The organism is Rhodococcus sp. ACS1, assembly GCF_002300155.1.
GTDB classification, from domain to species: Bacteria; Actinomycetota; Actinomycetes; order Mycobacteriales; family Mycobacteriaceae; genus Rhodococcus_F; species Rhodococcus_F koreensis.
Genome location: NZ_NSDZ01000005.1, coordinates 1,477,612 through 1,496,028, shown reverse-complemented (window position 1 = coordinate 1,496,028; position 18,417 = coordinate 1,477,612). Strand labels below are relative to the sequence as shown.

Below are 18,417 nucleotides of genomic sequence, written 5' to 3'. Positions count from 1 at the left end.
GGACGGCCGTCTTTCACACTTTCCGGCCGTCGGCGAAACCCGTTGCCGAACAGCACCTTACGGAGCGTCGATCCTCCAATACCGCACTGCGCAACATCATTTCGGGATCGACTCGGGCACCTCCACCGCGACGAGCAGGCGATGAATTCGATGCACAATCGACACCGTCTCGCGAGTACCCGCAGCCGGCACCTCGTACTCTGGACCGGGTACCACCCGAAGGAGGACCGATATGCCAGCAGTCACCACACCTCACGTCTACGTTCATCGCGCCGGCGATCGGCTGAAAACCAAGATTTCCTGGTTGGATTCGAAGCACTCGTTCTCCTTCGGCCAGCACTACGACCCCGACAACACGCACCACGGACTGCTCCTCGTCAACAACGACGACACGGTGCTCCCCGGTCAGGGATTCGACACCCATCCACACAAGGACATGGAGATCGTCACCTGGGTGCTGCGCGGCTCGCTCGTCCACCAGGACTCGATCGGCCACTCCGGCATCATCTATCCCGGCCTTGCGCAACGCATGAGCGCAGGCAAGGGCATCATGCATTCCGAGAAGAACGACAGCTGGCGCCTCGCCGGCGAGCAGCACCACGAGCCGGTGCATTTCGTCCAGATGTGGGTGGTACCCGACGAACCCGGGCTCGCCCCGAGTTACGAGCAACTCGAGATCGAGGACGAAATCCTCAAAGGCGGGCTGGTGCCCGTTGCGTCCGGAATGCCAGAATACAAGGACAATTCGGCCATCCGGATCAACAACAAGCACGCGGCGCTGCACGTCGCGCGACTCTTCCCCGGCGCACCGGTGACCCTTCCCGAAGCGCCGTTCCTGCACGTGTTCGTCGCCCGGGGCACCGCGGAGATGGAGGGTGTCGGCACCCTGTACGAGGGCGACGCCGTCCGGTTGAGCGCCTCCGGTGGCCAGCAGATCTCCTCACACTCCGGCGCCGAGGTGCTCGTCTGGGAGATGCACGCCCGCCTCGGCGGCTGAGTTCCCAGCAAGTTCACAGCCGGGCGGAACGCCACGCGCAGGTTCGTGCGCCACGATCGAGGCACAGCCCGATCATGGAGAGGTACCCACAGTGAACAAGGACGTCGAGAAGAGCCGACTGCGCATCAGCCGCCGCCGCGCATTTGCGGTCGGGGGGACAGTGAGTCTGGGTGGGCTCATCGCCGCCTGCACCGGGAACGGGAGCAGCGGCACGTCGGCGTCGGCCACGTCGACCGCGGCCGCGTCGAGTGCGACGACGACGAGCGACGACGCGGTGACGGCCCTGCTCGACCAGGCGCCGCAGTGCGTGATGGCCGTCGAGGAGACGCAGGGACCGTACTGGTTCGACGTCGACTCCATCCGCAGCGACATCCGCGAAGACCGGCCGGGGACGAACCTGCAGCTCGCACTGCGGGTGCAGGACCTGACGAACTGTTCCGCGGACGGCTCCGCCGCGGTGGTGAGCAACGCCGTCGTGGAGATCTGGCACTGCGACGCGGGCGGCGTGTACTCCGGCTTCGAGTCGGGTTCGAAGGCCGCGGACCTCGGCGGCAACGGCGCGCCCGCCGGAGCACCGCCGGCAGGCGGGCCCGGCGACGGCGGCCAGCCCCCGGCCGGAGGTCCCGGTGGACCCGGCGGCCCCGGCGGCGACATGTCCGGCGGTTCGGGTGAGACGTCCGACGGGTCCTACAGCGTCGGCGACAGCGAGGCCACCACCACGGACGACGGCACCTACCTGCGCGGCGCTCAGACGACGGACGCGAACGGCATCGCCCAGTTCACGACAATCTTCCCCGGCTGGTACACCGGCCGGACCACGCACATCCATCTCAAGGTGCACATCGACAAGAAGACGGTGCTCACCACCCAGCTGTACTTCGACGAGGCCCTGCTCGACGAGGTGTACGCGACGGCGCCGTACTCCGACCACACCGGACGGGAGAACAACGTGACCAACGCCACGGACGGCATCTACGACGACGCAGGCCTGCTGACGGTCGCCACGCAGTCGGACGGCTACCTCGCGGCGATCAACCTCGGCATCGACGTCTGACCGCTCCCCGGTCCTTTGTTTCGCCCTGAGCGCAGTGGTGGACCTGTCGGCGCGGAACGGTGTAAGGATGGAACGCATGACCACGGCTCAGCGCTCCGGCATCGACCTCACCCACCTCGACAGTGACACCCGCGCTCAGGACGACCTGTTCGTCCACGTGAACGGCAAGTGGATCGACGACTACGAGATTCCCGCGGACCGGGCGATCGACGGCGCGTTCCGCACGCTCTACGACAAGGCCGAGGTCGACGTCCAGAACATCATCGAGGAGGCGGCGGGCTCCGGCGCGGCCCCGGGGACCGACGCACAGCGCATCGGCGATTTGTACGGCAGCTTCATGGACGCGGATGTCGTGGAGGCGGCGGGGCTCGCTCCGATCGCCGGGGAGCTCGCCGACGTGGCCTCGGCCGCCGACCGCTCCGCCCTCGCCGCCGTCATCGGCCGCCTGCAGCGCACGGGGGTCGGCGGCGCCGTCGGTCACTACGTCGACACGGACGCCAAGAACTCCGCGCGCTACCTCGTGCACTTCAGCCAGGCCGGCATCGGGCTGCCCGACGAGTCGTATTACCGCCAGGACGATCACGCGGAGATCCGCACCGCGTACGTGGAGCACATCGCGAAGATGTTCGCCCTCGCCGGTGTCGACTACGACGCGCAGCGTGTGTTCGATCTGGAAACGAAGATCGCGGCAGGCCATTGGGACGTCGTGAAGCGTCGCGACGCCGAGCTGAGCTACAACCTGCTCACCCTCGACCAGCTGCCTGCCGGGTTGGACTGGTCTTCGTGGATCGGCGCGCTCGGGGGCACGTCGGAGCAGTTCGCCGAGATCGTGGTCCGCCAGCCCGACTACCTCACCACCCTGACCGGGCTGTGGACGTCCGAGGACCTCGACGATTGGAAGGCGTGGGCGACGTGGAACGTCATCCGCTCCCGCGCCCCGTATCTCACCGAGGCGCTGGTCGAGGAGAATTTCGCGTTCTACGGGAAGACGCTGACCGGCGCCGAGGAGATTCGTGAGCGCTGGAAGCGCGGCGTGTCCCTGGTGCAGGATCTGCTGGGCGAGGCTGTCGGCAAGCTGTACGTCGAGCGGCACTTCCCGGCGGACGCGAAGGCCCGCATGCAGGAACTCGTCGCGAATCTGCAGGAGGCGTACCGGCGCAACATCTCCGACCTGGACTGGATGAGCCCGGAGACCCGGCAGGCGGCGCTCCGCAAGCTGGAGAAGTTCACGCCGAAGATCGGGTACCCAGACAAGTGGCGCGACTACTCAGCCGTCACCATCTCCCGCGACGACCTGGTCGGCAACTACCGCAGCGGCTACGCGGCGGAGTACGACCGCGATCTCGCGAAGCTCGGCGGCCCGGTCGACCGCGACGAGTGGTTCATGACACCGCAGACGGTCAACGCCTACTACAACCCGGGCATGAACGAAATCGTGTTCCCCGCAGCCATTCTGCAGCCGCCGTTCTTCGACGCCGCGGCCGACGACGCCGCCAACTACGGCGGGATCGGTGCCGTCATCGGTCACGAGATCGGCCACGGCTTCGACGATCAGGGCGCCAAGTACGACGGCGACGGCAACATGATCGACTGGTGGACCGACGACGACCGGACCGAATTCGGCAAGCGCACGAAGGCGCTGATCGAGCAGTACAACGCGTTCGAACCAAAGGCGCTGCCCGGGCACACGGTGAACGGCGAGTTCACGATCGGGGAGAACATCGGCGACCTCGGTGGCCTGTCCATCGCCATCGCCGCGTACCGGATCGCGACGGACGGGTCCGAGCCGGAGGTCCTCGACGGCCTGACCGGGATCCAGCGGGTGTTCTTCGGCTGGGCGCAGGTGTGGCGCACCAAGGCCCGGGACGCGGAGGCGCTCCGCCGGCTCGCCGTCGACCCGCACTCGCCGCCGGAGTTCCGCTGCAACGGCGTGATCCGCAACCTGGACACGTTCCACGACGCGTTCGACGTCCAGCCCGGTGACGCCCTGTATCTGGATCCCAGCGAGCGCGTCAAGATCTGGTAGCGCGGCTACCCCAGACGGTCGCCCGTCGCCGCGGAGAAGAAGTACACCTCGCCGGGCTTCGGCTGCAGGTGCAACCTCTCCCCCGCGGCGACGGTGCGGGTGCGGTCCACCCGCACCACCACCTTCCCGGACGTGCCGGACGCGTACACGAACGACTCGGCACCGAGTTCCTCGAGCAGGTCGGTCTCGACGGTGTACGAGTCCTTGCGCCACGACCCGACCAGCGTCCACGACTCCGGTCGCACTCCGACGATCACGGAGCCGTCCCCGATCGCCGAGTGCGGCACGGGAATACGCAGTTCGCCCAGTTCGGCGACACCGTCCCGGATCGGGGTGTCCATGAGGTTCATGCCCGGGGAGCCGATGAACCCGGCGACGAACGTGTTGACCGGGTTGTCGTACAGATCTCGTGGCCGGGCGACCTGCTGGAGGCGGCCGGCCTGCATGACCGCCACCCGGTCGCCCATCGTCATGGCCTCCACCTGGTCGTGGGTGACGTACACGGTGGTCGTGCCGAGCCTGCGCTGCAGCCCCGCGATCTGCGAGCGGGTACTCACCCGCAGCGTGGCGTCGAGGTTGCTCAGCGGTTCGTCCATGCAAAACACCTTGGGGTGCCGCACGATGGCGCGGCCCATCGCGACCCGTTGGCGTTGCCCGCCGGACAGTTTCGCCGGTTTGCGACCGAGCAGCGGTTCGAGTTCGAGCATCCGCGCCGCTTCCAGCACCCGCGCGGTGCGTTCCACCTTTCCGACGCCGGCATTGCGGAGCGCGAACCCCATGTTGTCGGCGACGGTCATGTTCGGGTACAGCGCGTAGCTCTGGAACACCATGGCCACGTCCCGCGCTCGGGGCGGCAGCGCGGTGACGTCGGCGCCGCCGATCTCGATGCGGCCGGCCTCGACGGCTTCGAGGCCGGCCAGCATCCGCAGGCTCGTCGACTTACCGCACCCGGACGGACCCACGAGAACGAGGAACTCGCCGTCCGCGATGTCGAGGTCCAGCCGATCGACCGCGGGTCGGTCGGCTCCGGAATAGCGGTGCGTGACACCCGCGAACTGCACGTTGGCCATGGATGTTCCTTCTCCTCCTACTGGGGCAGTTTGGGGGTGATCTGGCGGTCGACGATCTGCTGGAGTTGCTCCCCGACACCGGCGAAGGTCGTCGCCACGTCCGCGTTCTGCAGCGCGATCTGTTCGAGTCCGGTGCCGATGATCTGGTCGCCGCCGGGCACGAACACCCGGGCGTAGTCCTGCGATCGGGTCTTCGCGAGCTGGTCGACGGCGGTGCGCGCGTTGGGGTTCGCGTCCAGGTACGCCTTCATGGCCGGGTCCTCGACCGCAGATTTACGGACCGGCATGTACCCGACGTTCTGCGAGAAGTACGCGGTGTTCTCGCGGTTGGTCACGAAGTCGATGAACGTGAGCGCATTCTTCTTCCGCTCGTCGGAGATTCGCGCCGGAATCGCGAGACCCGCGCCGCCGGTCGGGCAGCCCGGCGCGCCCGACGCGGGGAGGAAGGCGGTGCCGAAGTCGAACGCGGCCGACTTGGTGATCCCCGACAGGTCGCCGGTCGAGGCGATCGTCGACGCGAGGATGCCCGCCCCGAACTCGTTGGCGATGTCGCTCGACACGGCCGCGTATTTCTTCGTGTGGATCATGTTCTTCAGGAAGGTCCCCGCGGCGAGGGTCTTCTCGTCGCCGAACTTCAGGTCCCATTGGTCCGAGTACGCCCCGCCGAACGTCCAGACCGGTCCCTCGAACGTCCAGCCGAGGTAGTTCTTGGCGTCGCCCCAGCCGTGGGCCAGCTTGCCGCCGCCGATCACTCGCTGCAGTTCGGGACCCCATTCGTCGAACTCCTGCCAGGTGGCGGGACCGCGGTCGGGCAGGCCTGCCTGCGCCCAGACCTGCTTGTTGTAGTAGAACAGCGGCGTCGACCGCGCGTACGGGAGGGCGTAGTGCATCCCCTGGAACAGGTAGTCGGCGAGCAGCGAGTCGACGTAGTCGGAGGTGTCGACCCCCACGTCACCGAACAGCCCGTCGAGCGGTTCGACGGCACCGGTCAGGGCGTAGTTGAACCACCACACGTCCGACAACACCACGACGTCCGGCAGTGCGCCGCCCGACAGTGCCGCGTTGAACTTCTGCGACACCTCCTCGTAGTTCTTCCCGGCGTCCACGAGGTCGACGGTGAGGCCGGGGTGTGTCGCCTGGAAACGGTTGATCAGTTCACGTTCGACGTCCTGGGACTTGCCCGGGTGGTTGGACCAGAACGTGATGGTGTTCGGGTCCCCCGCCGCCCCGGACGCCGCCGACGAGCCCGAACCCGAGCCCGCGCAGGCCGTGAGCGCGGCACCGGCTGCCACCGCGCCCGCGAGCCCGAGGAATCCCCGGCGATTCATCCGATTCATGTCTCTCCTCGTGTCCGCTATCCCTTGACCGCACCCGACGTGAGGCCCTTGATCATGTGCCGTTGCAGCACAAGGAAAACCGCGAGAATCGGCAGCATCGTGAGCACCGTCCCCGCCATGACCGGACCCCAGTCGGTGAGCCCGTCGTTGTTCTGCAGCTGGGTCAGCCCGATCGGCAGCGGCGCGACGGACGCGTCGTCGGCCATCAGGAACGGCCACAGGTATTCGTTCCATTCGGTGACGACGGTGATGATCGCGAACGCCACCATGGTGGGGCCGGACACCGGCAGGACCACCCGCCACAGCAACCGGGCATGGCCGGCGCCGTCCATCCGGGCGGCCTCGATGATCTCGGTGGGTATCGACAGGAAGTGGTTGCGCATCAGGAACGTTCCGAACGCAACTCCCGCGAGCGGAACGATGATGCCGTGGAAACTGTTCCGCCAACCCCATCCGGCGACGAGGGCGTAATTCGAGATGACGGTGATCTGGTTGGGCACCATCAACGCGGCGATGATGCCGAGGAACACGAAGTTCTTGCCCGGGAACCGCAGGAACACCAGACCGTAGGCGCTGAGGACGCCGAGTGTGAACTTCACGGCGGACAGCACTCCGGTGATGATCACCGAGTTACGCAGGAACGTCCAGAACGGCACCGACGTGGTGGCCTCCGCATAGTTCTCGGGGTGAAAGGTCCCGGGCCACCACGTGACCGGAAGGGTGTAGATGTCGGGGCGATCCTTGAACGACGTCATCACGATCCAGTACAGCGGCAGGGCAACCGTCACCAGCACGGCCACCATCGCGGCGTAGCCCAGCGCCGTCACGAGCGCTTCCCGCCGGCGGTGGTCGCGGGCCGCGTCCGCCGTCGCCGGCACCTCCGTGCTGCGCCGCTCGCGCACGGCTCCCGCGGTCACCGGCCGTCCCCGCGATCCATGATCCGCACCTGGTAGACGGTGATTCCGAGCAGCACCAGGAACATGATCGTGGCGACGGTGGCCCCGTACCCGGCCCGGAAGTTGCGGAACGACTCGTTGTAGACCTGGTAGACCATCGTGGTGGTGCCGGTGCCGAGCGGACCGCCCCTGGTCATCACGTTGATGATGTCGAACACCTGAAGCGAGCCCAGCATCACCGTGATCGAGAGGAAGTAGGTGGTCGGACGCAACTGCGGGAGAACGACCCGGCGGAACGTCGTCCACCCGCTCGCCCCATCGATCTCCGCGGCCTCCGCCAGTTCGCGTCGCGTACCCTGCAGTGCCGCAAGGTAGATCACGAACGTGTAGCCGAGGTTCTTCCACATGTAGGTGACCGTGACCATGACCAGCGCCCAGTGCGGATCCTGGTAGAAGTCGGGCACGGAGTCGACCCCGACGCGGTGCAGGAGGTCCTGGATCAGCCCGAACCGGGGATCGAACACGAACTGGAACGCCACCCCGATCGCGGCGCCCGAGATGACGAACGGCGCGAAGATCGCGGATCGAACAAGGTTGCGACCGTGCAGCTTACGGTCCAGCAGCACGGCGAGCGCGAGACCGGCGACCATCGATCCCACCACGGTCACGGCCGTGAACACGACGGTATTGCCGACGATCTGCCAGGTGTCGGGGCGGCCCCACCACTCGCGGTAGTTGCCCAGGCCGACGAACGTGGCGGCGGGGTCGGCGATGTTCCAGTCGAAGAACGACAGCCGGATGTTGTCGACCAGCGGGCGGTAGGTGAACAGGACGAGCAGAACCAGATTGGGGCCCACCAGCGCCGCGAACAGCGCGTAGTCCCGCCACGGACGCCCGAGGAACCCCTGCTTTCCCGGCGACGGCAGGGTTCGTTCCGGACTCGATCTCACTGCGGCAGTCTGACGACCGATTACGAATAGCCGGTAAATTGCCGTAGCCCGCACATTGAACTGTGCGGGCTACGGGAAGAACTGGTCGGAGCAGGGTCAGCGGTTCCAGTCACCGAGACCGTCGGAGCCGTTCAGCACGCCGCCCGCGGTGTTCTGCACGACGACGGCGTCACCCTTCTTCGAGTTCTCGTAGAACCACTTGGCGTCCTCGGTGCTGACGTTGAGGCAGCCGTGGCTGACGTTCGTGTTGCCCTGGGCGTTCACCGACCACGGCGCGGCGTGGACGAAGATGCCGCTGTACGACATGCGGGTGGCGTACTCGACGTACGTGCGGTAGCCCTCGGCGGAGTCGACCGGGACCCCGTACGTGGAGGAGTCCATGTACATGTCACGGAACTTGTCGCCGATGATGTACGTGCCGTTCGGCGTCTCGTGATCGACCTTGCCCATCGACGTCGGCATGGTCTTGACCACCTCGCCGTTGCGGGTGACGGTGATCTGCTTGGTGTTGTCGTCGGCGGTCGCGACGAACGCGTCACCGATGGTGAACGTGGAGTGCGCGTCGCCGGCGTCCACGGTGACCTCGGTGTTCGCGGGCCAGAACTCGGTGGGCTTCCAGCGCACCTGGCTGTCGTTGATCCAGTAGAAGCCGCCCTCGACCGGCTGGCTGGTGGTGACCTTGATGGCTTTCTCGGCGGCGGCGCGGTCGCCGATGGCCTCGTTGAAGCGGATTATCACCGGTTGCGCGACACCCACGACCTCGCCCGCACCCGGGTTGAGGGACGGGGCCGAGAAGTTCGCAGGCGCCGGCGCCGGTTCGGGCAGCGGGAGCTGCGGCGCGCCGGGCAGACCGGGCAGGGTGGGAAGACTCGGAATCTCCGGTCCACCGGGAAAGAGCGGCGCGGCCTGTGCGGCCCCGGCCAGCGCAGTTCCGGAGACGACGGCCCCGGTCAGTGCGACAGCGACGCGTGACGACCAGTGCTTGTTCCTGGAAGAACCGATTCGTGACTTGCCCATATGACCACTCTCGTTCGACGACGTGTACACCGCGCGTCCCCGACGGACCTATCAATCGCGCACTGCCATTAACACACATCATCCGGCCGCGAGCAATTTGCCCGCAATCGTTGCCGCTCCGCGGCCTGCGGGCGGTCGGTGTCACCGAGTGGTCAAGAAGCGCTCACGATCAGGTCTCGGCGCGGGCGGCGGCGAGCATGCTCTCGATGGTGATCAACTTGGTGCGCGTCCGGCCGGCCGCCCTGCCCCCGGCACGTTCGGTCTTGTCGATCCGCTGCCAGCCCTGGAAGTCGACCGCGTCGGGCGCGCGCTCGGCGATCAGCCGGTCGAGAGCCTCACGGTCGGCGGGCGCGTCGAGCCGCCCGGCGGAGAAGTCGTCGATCAGCATCCTGACCGTCTCCGCGGAGCAGTACTTGTTGGTGCCGATCACGCCCGTCGGCCCGCGCTTGATCCAGCCGGCCACGTACACGCCGGGGACCGGTGCGCCGGTCTCCGGATCGATCACCCGGCCGTTCTCGTTGGGGATGACGCCGCGCCGGTCGTCGAACGGGATACCGGCCACCGGCTGCCCGCGGTAGCCGATCGAGCGCAGCACCAGGCCGGTGTGCAGCGTCGAGGTGTCGTCGGACGGCTTTGCGCTGAGCCTGCCGGACGCGTCCGCGACCATCTCGTTCTTCGCGATGCGCACCGATTCGACGGCGTCGGTGCCCAGAATTTCCACGGGCGAGGTCAGGAAGCGCAGCACGATCCGCTTCTTGGCCGGGTCGGCGGTGCGCCGGGCGAACTCCTCGACCTGGCGCACCTTGTGGCGCTGCCACGGCTCCGCATCGTCGCCGTCGACGAATGCGCGGCTCGCCGGGTCGAGCACGGCTTCCTCCGGGTCGACGACGACGTCCACGTTCGGCATGCGCCCGAGCGCCAGGAGTTCGGGGTTGGTGTAGGCGGCCTGGGCGGGGCCCCGGCGGCCGAGGATGACGACCTCACGGATGTTGCTCGCCCGCAGCGCCTCGAGGGCGTGGTCGGCGAGATCCGTCGTGGCCAGGATCTCCGGGTCGGTGACGAGGATGCGGGCCACGTCGAGTGCCACGTTGCCGTTGCCGACGATGACGGCCCGCTCCCCCGACAGGTCGAACGTGCGGTCGGCGTAGTCGGGGTGCCCGTTGTACCAGGCCACGAACTCGGTGGCGGCGTGGCTGCCGGCGAGATTCTCGCCGGGAATGCCCAGTTCGCGGTCGCCTGCCGCACCGACCGCGTAGATGACGGCGTGGTGGTGCGCGAGCAGTTCCTCGTGGGTCACGTCCGTGCCCACGTTCACGTTGAAGTGGCAGTGCACCGTCCGCTTGCCGACGACGGAGCGGAACTGGTCCGTGACGCCCTTGGTGCCCGGATGATCCGGGGCGACGCCTGCGCGCACCAGCCCGTACGGGGTGGGCAGACGGTCGAAGATGTCGATCTCGACGCGGGGCTTCGCGGTCAGTTCCATCGCGGCGTAGCAGGCGGCCGGACCCGACCCGACGACCGCGACGTGGAGCGTGCCGAGGGCTGCGTCGATCTGCGGCAGCTTGAGCGGCTCGGGCCAGTCGGGGCCGATCGGGTGCTTGGTGTAGTACTGCGCGTTGATGTCGAGGTACGGCTCGTCGACCTCGTCGAGGTCGTTCTCCGCGTAGATGGCCTCCACCGGGCACTCCTCGACGCAGGCCCCGCAGTCGATGCAGGTGTCCGGGTCGATGTACAGCATTTCCGTGCTCGCGAACGGCTTCTCGTCCGGTGTGGGATGGATGCAGTTGACCGGACAGACGTCGACGCACGACGCGTCGTTGCAGCACGGCTGCGTGATCACATATGCCACGGTTCTCCCCTACCTGAGTACGCGCAGTCCGAAGTCGAGATATGACCCCAGACTATAACGTGTTCCACTTTTGTGCGAGAACCGTGCGCGAGGTCAGACCGCGTCGCCCGGCTCTACCCGGAATCCGACCTTCACCGTGACCTGGTAGTGCGCGATGGCGCCGTTTTCGACGTGGCCCCTGGTCTCGACGACCTCGAACCACTCGACGTTCCGCACGGTGTCGTTGGTCCGCGCGATCGCGTTCTTGATGGCCTGATCGGTGCTGTCGCTCGACGAACCGACGACCTCGACAACTCGGTACACGTGATCACTCATCGGGATTCCTTTCGTGGGTTACTTGCCGTTCCGGACGATCGCCTGTGCCTCGACACCGAGCCGGGCCAGACGAAGATCACCGAGAGCCGTGAGGGAACTGCCGAGGCGGTTGGTGACGAACCCCAGCGACAGTCCGCTGTCGAGGTCCGCGTAGGCGCCGGACCCGCCGACCCCGTAGTGCCCGATCGCGTTCCGTGGTTGTTCCCGGGACGCGAAGATCGGCCGGTGGTAGCCGAGCGACCACAGCGGCCGGATACCGAGGACGTAGTCGCGGTCGCGGGTCTGCACCTCCGACATCCGCGCGATGGTCGACTTGCGCAGGAACCGGCGTCCGTCCAGCCTGCCCCCGTTCGCGATGGCGCCGTACATCCGCGCGAGCGCCCGCGCACTGAACACACCGTTCCAGCCGGGCATCACCGCGTCGTGCACCGCCGGGTTCCGCACCAGCGCGTCGAATCCCTGCGGCATCGCCGCCTCGGCCAGCCCGCGGGTAGGGCCGACGAGCGAGAGCACATTCGAGGTGAGCTCCCAGTTGAGTCCGGCCGGGTTGATGTGCGGGAACAGCTTCGCGATCCGTGGACGGTGCTGTCCGGGAACCTGATACCAGAAGTCGTCGACACCGAGCGGTCCCGCGATCTCGTCCTGCACGACCTGGACGAACGGTTTTCCGGTGACGCGGGCGATCAGCTCGGCCACCAGCCACCCGTAGGTGACGGCGTGATACCCGGGGCCGCGCAGCCTGCGCGGATCCGCCGGGGCCGCCGCGAGGGCCTCCACGACTGCGTCGTATTCGAGGAGATCGAGCGGGCTCCGCATCAGCCCCCGGACCTTGTGCAGTCCGGCCCGGTGGGTGAGGACGTCGCGGACGGTGATGTCGTCCTTGCCTGCCGCACCGAATTCGGGCCAGTAGCGTGCCACGGGCGCGTCGTAGTCGATCAGCCGGCGTTCGGCGAGCCGGTGGACGACCGTGCTGGCCACGCCTTTTCCGGTCGAGAACGACAATGCGACGGTGTCGCGGTCCCAGCGGCGGTCGCGGTCTGCCCAGCCCGCCCAGACGTCGAGGACCTTCTCGCCCCGGAAGTACGCGGTGAGTGCCCCGCCGCCGTGCTGAGGTTGCCGGTACATCGCGAAGAACCGGTCGGCGAGCGGCAGGAACCGCGGATCGACGTGCAGTTCCGTCCGTGGCACGGACGCGGGCCGGGAAACTCGAACGCTGGTCGTCATCGACCACCTCCGATCTCGCTGCCGTAAGTCCTACGGCAGTGCGTCAGCCCATTGTGACTACCGTCACCATACGACGCGGACCGGGGTGCCGTTCAGGGAAGCCGCCACACAGTTGTGCCGTCGCTCAGACATGCTTGACCTGCAAGGAAATTGATGGCCAGCGAGGGACCGGCCGCGCACACCACGCCTTTGGCCGGATCCGCGACGAGCGCCTGCCCACCGGGACCGCTCAGCACCAGCGCCGGGCCGACGCTGTCGACCGTTCCGATGGCGACGCTCTCGGGCCCGACCGCGACCGCCGCGACGGCGCCGCGGCGTGCCTCTGCCGCGCCGACACCGCCGCCCAGTCCGGCGCCGAGCGCCGCTCCCGCGTGGGCCGCGTCGGCGAAACCGACACCGTCGGTGCCGAAGGCCGCCGAATTGCTGCTGGTGTCGGCGTTGGCCCCGCACGCGGTGCGGTCGACGACCGTCGTGTGACCCCGGCCAGGCGGGGACACACAGGAGAGGGAGACGGCCGACGCGGTGGCCGGCGCGATCATCAGAGTCCCGAGTGCCGTCGCGACGACACCGAGGACGAGTCCGGCAGTACGAACCGTCTTACGTTCCATGGCGACCTCACATTGTTCCCGACCCGACCGTCCCGAGCCTACGTGAGCGCCGGCTATTTGCGGTCTCGGTCCCGACTCGGTTGTACCCGCTTGGGTTCCCCCGGCATTTTGGGGTAATTGGGTGGGTACGGGAGATCGCCGAGGCCGTTCGCGGTGTCCCGTTCCGCCATCTCCAGCAGCACGTCGAGCGATTGCGCCACGTCACCCATGGTCGCCATGGGGTCGCCGCGTTTCTCGAGCAGCGCCGGCACCGTCGCGATGGTGAAGTCGTCGGGGTGGACGTCGACGAGTTCCTCCCAGGTGACCGGCGTCGACACGGTCGCGATCGGCGTCTTGCGGGCCGAATAGGCGGACGCGATGGTCTTGTCCCGGGCGTTCTGGTTGAAGTCGAGGAAGATGCGTTCGCCGCGTTCCTCCTTCCACCAGGACGTGGTGGCCCGGTCGCCGCTGCGCCGCTCGATCTCCCGGGCCAGGGCGATGCCCGCGCGCCGCACCTCGATGAAGTCCCAGCGCGGCTCGATGCGGAGATACACGTGGAGGCCGCGTCCGCCCGAGGTCTTGGGGTAGCCGATCAGACCGAGTTCGTCCAGCAGCGGCCGGAGCACCTCCAGCGCGACCGCCCGGGCGTCGTCGAATCCGGTGCCGGGCTGCGGGTCCAGGTCGATGCGCAGTTCGTCGGGGTGATCGACGTCGGGGCACCGCACCGCCCACGGGTGGAACGTGATGTTGCCGAGGTTCGCCGCCCACACGATGTTCGCGGCGCTGCGCACCCGGAGCACGTCCGCCTTGCGGCCGGACGGGAACGTGACCTCGCACGAGTCGACGTGGTCGGGGCGCTTCGCGGGCACCCGCTTCTGGTAGATCTCCTCGCCCTCGACCCCGTCCGGGAAGCGTTGCAGGTGCGTCGGCCGATCGAACAGGGCGCCCAGCAGCGCACCGCCCAGCGCCACCGTCCGGTAGTACTCCACCAGGTGCCGTTTCGTGCCGCCGTCGGCACCGAGTTTCGGGTAGTAGATCTTGTCGGGACTCGACAGCCGCACGGCGACGCCGTCGACGTCGAGTTCTTCGGCAGGACTCGCCATCTAGGAACCTCCGGCCAGGACGTCGGCAAGGTCGTATCGCACCGGGACCTCCAATTGTTGGAACGTGCACTCGTCGGGCGTCCGGTCCGGGCGCCAGCGCAGGAACCGCGCGGCGTGCCGGAACCGGGCACCCTCCATCTGGTCGTACGCCACCTCGACGACGCGTTCGGGGCGCAGCGGCACCCAGGTCCGGTCGTTGCCCGACTGCCACCGCGTCGGTGCCCCGTCCGCGACGACGTCGTCGCCGACGCGCAGTTCGTCGAGTTCGGCGAGCAGTTCGATCCGCCGCGCGGCCGTGAACGCCGACGCCCCACCGACCATCGCCATCTGCTCGCCGTCGTACAGTCCGAGCAGCATGGACCCGATCCCCGGCTGACTCTTGTGCGGCCGGTATCCGATGACGACGCAGTCGGCGGTGCGGGCGTGCTTCACCTTCACCATCTCCCGCTTGTTCGGCAGGTACGGGCCCACCAGCTTCTTCGCCACCACCCCGTCGAGGCCGGCCCCCTCGAACGCCTCGAACCACTCGGTGGCCGTCGCACTGGATTCGGTGGCCGCGGTGACGTGGCAGGAGGGCCCGCCGCCGACGGTGTCGACGAGTTGCGCGCGGCGCACCGAGAAGTCCTCCCGGCTGAGGTCGCGGTCGCCCAGGGCCAGCAGATCGAACGCGACGAACTGGGCCGGGGTCTTCTCCGCCAGCATCGTCACCCGGCTCTCCGCGGGATGAATGCGCTCCGACAACGACTCCCAGTCGAGCCGGGTGCGGCCGTCGATGTTGCGCGGGACGACGAGTTCGCCGTCCACCACGCACCGCTCGGGCAGTTCGTCCTTCACGGCGCGGACGAGTTCGGGAAAGTACCGGGCCAAGTCTTTTCCGCCGCGGGAACCGAGCACCACCTCGTCGCCGTCCCGGAAGACGAGGGTGCGGAACCCGTCCCATTTGGGTTCGTACAACCAGACGGGCCCGGACTCCGGTTGCGCCGGAACGGACGACGCAGCCTTCGCGAGCATCGGCTGTAACGGAGGCATCACGGGGAGGTCCACCCGTCCATACTGTCATCACAATTGGCAAATCGGACAGCGATGTAATCAAATAATGCGCGACACGGCAATCGCGGTGGACACGGTCGAGGTGGCAACGGTCATCTCAGAGGCACGGGTGGCGGGACGTCACCCGACGGAGGGGTCAGACATGACAGGGTTAGTTCGGCGGGTGTGTACCGCGGTCGTCGCGTTGTCGGCGACGGCAGTTCTGGTGGCAGGGTGCGGTTCGGACACGACGCCCACCGCGGTGCCGGAGTCGGGTGCCTCCGCGGCCACCTCGTCGACCACCGTGATCGACGGACAGGAAGGCGAGGACTCGGGCGGCGACGTCGACTTCGAGGTCGCGATCGGTGAGTGCGTGAAACTCGGCGGCACCGTCACCGACGCCGAGATCGACAAGGCGGTGTGCGGCAGCCCCGATTCGAACTACAAGGTGATCGCGAAGGCCGCGAAGAACAGCCAGTGCATCAGCGACGCCGACTCGTACTACTACGAAACCCTCGGCGGCATCGAGCAGGGCGCGATCTGCCTCGACGTGGACTGGGTGATCGGCGGCTGCATGGACGTCGGTGGCGAGGACCCCGCACGCATCGAGTGCGGTGACACGACGGCCGTCGACGGGGTGAAAGTGACGGAGATCGTGCAGGGCGCCACGTCCGTGGACTCGTGCAGCACGTCGTCCAACGGCTACGAATACTCCGAACGCAAGTTCGTCGTCTGCGTCGACGAACTCTGACGGCGGGCGCAGGCCGGCCGCGGGTCCCGCCCGCGGCCGGCCTCGCTCACAACCAGCCCCGGCGTTTGAAGATCGTGTACAGCCCGGCGCAGGTGAGCATCATCAGCGACAGCGCGAACGGATACCCGCCGGCCCAGTGCAGTTCGGGCATGTGGTCGAAGTTCATGCCGTACACGGTTCCGATCAGAGTGGGCGCGAAGAGGATCGCCGCCCACGCCGACACCTTCTTGATCTCCTCGTTCTGCGCGTAACTGGCCTGGGTCAGGTTGCGCATCTCCTCGTTCTGCTCCTGCGACACCAGGGTGGCGTTGACGGTGAGGATGTTGCCGAGCAACTGACGGAACCCGTCCGCCCGCTCCACGACGACCGTCGCGTGGTCGGTGACGTCACGCAGGTAACGCTGCAACTCCTCGTCGGTGTTGTACTTCTCGAAACCCTGCGACAACCCCCGCAGCATTCCGAGCAGCGGCCGTGTGGCCCTCTGGAATTCGATGACCTCACGGGTGAGTTCGTAGATGCGACGCGACACGCCCGGCGCCCCGCTGAACACCTCGGTCTCGATCTCGTCGATGTCGTTCTGCAACCCGGCCACCACCGGCGCGTACCCGTCGACCACGGCGTCGAGGATGGCGTAGAGCACGGCCTCGGGTCCGAGCCGGAGCAGGTCCGGGTTGCTCTCCATCCGCCTGCGGACCGCCGACAGGTCGGGGGATTCGCTGTGCCGGACCGTGAGCACGAACGTCGGACCGCAGAAGACGTGCAGCTCACCGAATTCGACGCGCTCGGTCTCGTCGCAGTATCGCGCGGCGCGGAGCACCACGAACAGCGTCTTGCCGTAACGCTCCAGCTTGGGCCGCTGGTGGGCGACGATGGCGTCCTCGACGGCCAGCTCGTGCAGGTCGAATTGCTTTGCCGCCGCATACAACTGGGCGTCGTTGGGCCGGTACATCCCGATCCACGCCATCGACGCCGCATCCGGCAGGCTCGCGAGCGCCTCCGACAGCGTGGCCGGAGTGGCCGTCTTCCGGCCGTCGCGGTAGACGGCGCTGTTGACCACCGTTTCCTCCGCCGGCGTCGGCTCGACGGGGCGCCGCGTGACGGCGTGACCGGCGTTCGCGTCGGACACACCGGCGGAGCGGCTGGGCAGGAGGGAACGGATCGGGCGCAACTGAGGCATGGCACGGGGCTTTCGAGGGAAAAGGGCAGCGCGGGACGGCGCTGAGGAACACGGACCGTGAAACCGCGCACCTACCGGTGGAACGGTTTCAGTTGGTACTGGGAGGTTGGCTTCTCATCGGATGCCACACCTCCTTACCCTCTCGCACTCTTCCCTCGAAAGAACGCTCTCTCGAGATAACACAGTTCACGACCTCGGCGAACTGCAGACCGCAGGACACGATACCCCCGGCGACCGGCCACGACAACCTGGGATCCCCGCCGTGTCGGTCCCGGATCCGGCGCCTCCCTCGGCAGATACTGGGCGCGCACCGAATCACCACCGAGAGGCCCCCATGACCAGCTGGTCGGACAGACCGATCTGCGCGTTCGATCTGGAGACGACGGGGCCCGACCCCACCGACGCCCGCATCGTCTCCGCGTGCATCGCCGTCGTCGACGCTCACCACTTCGAGTCGCGCACCTGGTTGCTCGACCCCGAGGTTCCCATCCCGCAGGGCGCGACGGACGTGCACGGCATCTCCACGGAGTACGCCCGGGCCCGCGGGCAGGACTACGCCACCGGGTACGGCGAGATCCGCGACGCCCTGTACAACGCGTGGACCCTGGACCACGCCGTCGTCGCGTTCAACGCGTCCTACGACCTGACCGTCATGCACACCGAGGGTCTGCGGCTCGGGCTGCCCGAACTCGTCACCGGCACCGTGGTCGACCCCTACGTCATCGACCGCGAGATGGATCGGTACCGGAAGGGCAGGCGCACCCTGGGCGCGGTGTGCGAGCACTACGGCATCGCGCTGGAGGACGCTCACGAGGCGGAGGCCGACGCGCTCGCCGCCGCACATCTCGCCCGGACGCTGGCGCAGCAGTTCCCGAATCTACGGGCCCTCGACATCATGACCCATCAGGCCGACTGGCACGCGGAACGGCAGCGCGACTTCGCCGACTACCTCGTCCGGCAGGGGCGCGATGCGTCGGATGTCAACGGCGAGTGGCCGATTCGCGGACTCACCCCGTTCCTCATCGCCTGACCCGG

General features: G+C 67.7%; 17 protein-coding genes. 5 read left to right on the top strand and 12 right to left on the bottom strand.

Annotated elements, in window-relative coordinates:
* Window positions 1–232 precede the first annotated feature (232 nt).
* The 3 genes from CJ179_RS27395 (at window position 233) to CJ179_RS27385 (ending at window position 4,077) form a co-directional block, all read left to right on the top strand.
* Entirely contained in the window at window positions 233–997 is a 765-nt protein-coding gene (locus CJ179_RS27395; RefSeq protein ID WP_072950414.1) for a pirin-like bicupin family protein, read from the top strand.
* A gap of 91 nt (window positions 998–1,088) precedes the next feature.
* Window positions 1,089–2,051: an intradiol ring-cleavage dioxygenase gene (locus CJ179_RS27390; RefSeq protein WP_095863440.1), complete on the top strand. Its 963-nt coding sequence runs from the start codon at window positions 1,089–1,091 to the stop codon at window positions 2,049–2,051.
* Window positions 2,052–2,127: 76 nt separating this feature from the next.
* Window positions 2,128–4,077 carry a M13 family metallopeptidase gene (locus CJ179_RS27385; protein WP_072950417.1) on the top strand — a complete coding sequence of 650 codons (1,950 nt, stop codon included), beginning with the start codon at window positions 2,128–2,130 and terminating at the stop codon, window positions 4,075–4,077.
* 5 nt (window positions 4,078–4,082) lie between these two features.
* Here the strand turns inward: CJ179_RS27385 and CJ179_RS27380 are convergent, their stop codons facing one another.
* The 11 genes from CJ179_RS27380 to CJ179_RS27330 all read right to left on the bottom strand — a co-directional run bounded on the left by CJ179_RS27380 (window position 4,083) and on the right by CJ179_RS27330 (window position 15,469).
* Complete coding sequence (locus CJ179_RS27380) at window positions 4,083–5,147, bottom strand: ABC transporter ATP-binding protein (RefSeq protein ID WP_072950412.1); 1,065 nt, start codon at window positions 5,145–5,147, stop codon at window positions 4,083–4,085.
* Between the two features lie 17 nt (window positions 5,148–5,164).
* The gene (locus CJ179_RS27375; protein WP_095863439.1) at window positions 5,165–6,484 is read right to left on the bottom strand and encodes an ABC transporter substrate-binding protein; all 1,320 of its coding nucleotides are present in this window, start codon (window positions 6,482–6,484) and stop codon (window positions 5,165–5,167) included.
* Between the two features lie 17 nt (window positions 6,485–6,501).
* On the bottom strand, window positions 6,502–7,401 hold the full coding sequence (locus CJ179_RS27370) for a carbohydrate ABC transporter permease (protein ID WP_095863438.1): 900 nt from the start codon (window positions 7,399–7,401) through the stop codon (window positions 6,502–6,504).
* On the bottom strand, window positions 7,398–8,351 hold the full coding sequence (locus tag CJ179_RS27365) for a carbohydrate ABC transporter permease (protein WP_373560160.1): 954 nt from the start codon (window positions 8,349–8,351) through the stop codon (window positions 7,398–7,400). Before CJ179_RS27365 ends, CJ179_RS27370 begins: the two co-directional genes overlap by 4 nt.
* 75 nt (window positions 8,352–8,426) lie before the next feature.
* Complete coding sequence (locus tag CJ179_RS27360; protein WP_095863437.1) at window positions 8,427–9,347, bottom strand: Ig-like domain-containing protein; 921 nt, start codon at window positions 9,345–9,347, stop codon at window positions 8,427–8,429.
* A gap of 169 nt (window positions 9,348–9,516) precedes the next feature.
* A complete protein-coding gene (locus tag CJ179_RS27355) occupies window positions 9,517–11,196 on the bottom strand; it encodes an FAD-dependent oxidoreductase (RefSeq protein ID WP_095863436.1) in 1,680 nt (559 codons plus the stop codon).
* A gap of 93 nt (window positions 11,197–11,289) precedes the next feature.
* Window positions 11,290–11,511 carry a dodecin gene (locus tag CJ179_RS27350; protein ID WP_072950405.1) on the bottom strand — a complete coding sequence of 74 codons (222 nt, stop codon included), beginning with the start codon at window positions 11,509–11,511 and terminating at the stop codon, window positions 11,290–11,292.
* Window positions 11,512–11,529: 18 nt separating this feature from the next.
* Complete coding sequence (locus tag CJ179_RS27345; protein ID WP_095863435.1) at window positions 11,530–12,735, bottom strand: serine hydrolase; 1,206 nt, start codon at window positions 12,733–12,735, stop codon at window positions 11,530–11,532.
* 92 nt (window positions 12,736–12,827) lie between these two features.
* The gene (locus CJ179_RS27340) at window positions 12,828–13,343 is read right to left on the bottom strand and encodes a DUF6764 family protein (protein WP_095863434.1); all 516 of its coding nucleotides are present in this window, start codon (window positions 13,341–13,343) and stop codon (window positions 12,828–12,830) included.
* A 53-nt stretch (window positions 13,344–13,396) separates the two neighbouring features.
* On the bottom strand, window positions 13,397–14,425 hold the full coding sequence (locus tag CJ179_RS27335) for a DNA polymerase domain-containing protein (protein ID WP_095863433.1): 1,029 nt from the start codon (window positions 14,423–14,425) through the stop codon (window positions 13,397–13,399).
* Window positions 14,426–15,469 carry an ATP-dependent DNA ligase gene (locus CJ179_RS27330; protein ID WP_095863432.1) on the bottom strand — a complete coding sequence of 348 codons (1,044 nt, stop codon included), beginning with the start codon at window positions 15,467–15,469 and terminating at the stop codon, window positions 14,426–14,428.
* A gap of 52 nt (window positions 15,470–15,521) precedes the next feature.
* Between CJ179_RS27330 and CJ179_RS27325 the strand changes: the two genes are divergently transcribed.
* Window positions 15,522–16,205, top strand: coding sequence for a hypothetical protein (locus tag CJ179_RS27325; RefSeq protein ID WP_083395613.1), 684 nt, complete (start codon window positions 15,522–15,524; stop codon window positions 16,203–16,205).
* A 46-nt stretch (window positions 16,206–16,251) separates the two neighbouring features.
* Here CJ179_RS27325 and CJ179_RS27320 read toward each other — a convergent pair whose 3' ends face one another.
* A complete protein-coding gene (locus CJ179_RS27320; RefSeq protein WP_072950396.1) occupies window positions 16,252–17,382 on the bottom strand; it encodes a magnesium and cobalt transport protein CorA in 1,131 nt (376 codons plus the stop codon).
* Window positions 17,383–17,716: 334 nt separating this feature from the next.
* Between CJ179_RS27320 and CJ179_RS27315 the strand changes: the two genes are divergently transcribed.
* Window positions 17,717–18,412, top strand: coding sequence for a 3'-5' exonuclease (locus CJ179_RS27315; protein ID WP_072950394.1), 696 nt, complete (start codon window positions 17,717–17,719; stop codon window positions 18,410–18,412).
* The last annotated feature ends 5 nt before the right edge of the window (window positions 18,413–18,417 follow it).

What these genes read in the sequence shown, in the direction of transcription:
- CJ179_RS27380 (WP_072950412.1), bottom strand. Translation starts at nt 5,147, where the DNA reads ATGGCCAACGTGCAGTTCGCGGGTGTCACGCACCGCTATTCCGGAGCC.
- CJ179_RS27320 (WP_072950396.1), bottom strand. Translation starts at nt 17,382, where the DNA reads ATGCCTCAGTTGCGCCCGATCCGTTCCCTCCTGCCCAGCCGCTCCGCC.
- CJ179_RS27350 (WP_072950405.1), bottom strand. Translation starts at nt 11,511, where the DNA reads ATGAGTGATCACGTGTACCGAGTTGTCGAGGTCGTCGGTTCGTCGAGC.
- CJ179_RS27345 (WP_095863435.1), bottom strand. Translation starts at nt 12,735, where the DNA reads ATGACGACCAGCGTTCGAGTTTCCCGGCCCGCGTCCGTGCCACGGACG.
- CJ179_RS27325 (WP_083395613.1), top strand. Translation starts at nt 15,522, where the DNA reads ATGCGCGACACGGCAATCGCGGTGGACACGGTCGAGGTGGCAACGGTC.
- CJ179_RS27385 (WP_072950417.1), top strand. Translation starts at nt 2,128, where the DNA reads ATGACCACGGCTCAGCGCTCCGGCATCGACCTCACCCACCTCGACAGT.
- CJ179_RS27395 (WP_072950414.1), top strand. Translation starts at nt 233, where the DNA reads ATGCCAGCAGTCACCACACCTCACGTCTACGTTCATCGCGCCGGCGAT.
- CJ179_RS27360 (WP_095863437.1), bottom strand. Translation starts at nt 9,347, where the DNA reads ATGGGCAAGTCACGAATCGGTTCTTCCAGGAACAAGCACTGGTCGTCA.
- CJ179_RS27375 (WP_095863439.1), bottom strand. Translation starts at nt 6,484, where the DNA reads ATGAATCGGATGAATCGCCGGGGATTCCTCGGGCTCGCGGGCGCGGTG.
- CJ179_RS27335 (WP_095863433.1), bottom strand. Translation starts at nt 14,425, where the DNA reads ATGGCGAGTCCTGCCGAAGAACTCGACGTCGACGGCGTCGCCGTGCGG.
- CJ179_RS27315 (WP_072950394.1), top strand. Translation starts at nt 17,717, where the DNA reads ATGACCAGCTGGTCGGACAGACCGATCTGCGCGTTCGATCTGGAGACG.
- CJ179_RS27340 (WP_095863434.1), bottom strand. Translation starts at nt 13,343, where the DNA reads ATGGAACGTAAGACGGTTCGTACTGCCGGACTCGTCCTCGGTGTCGTC.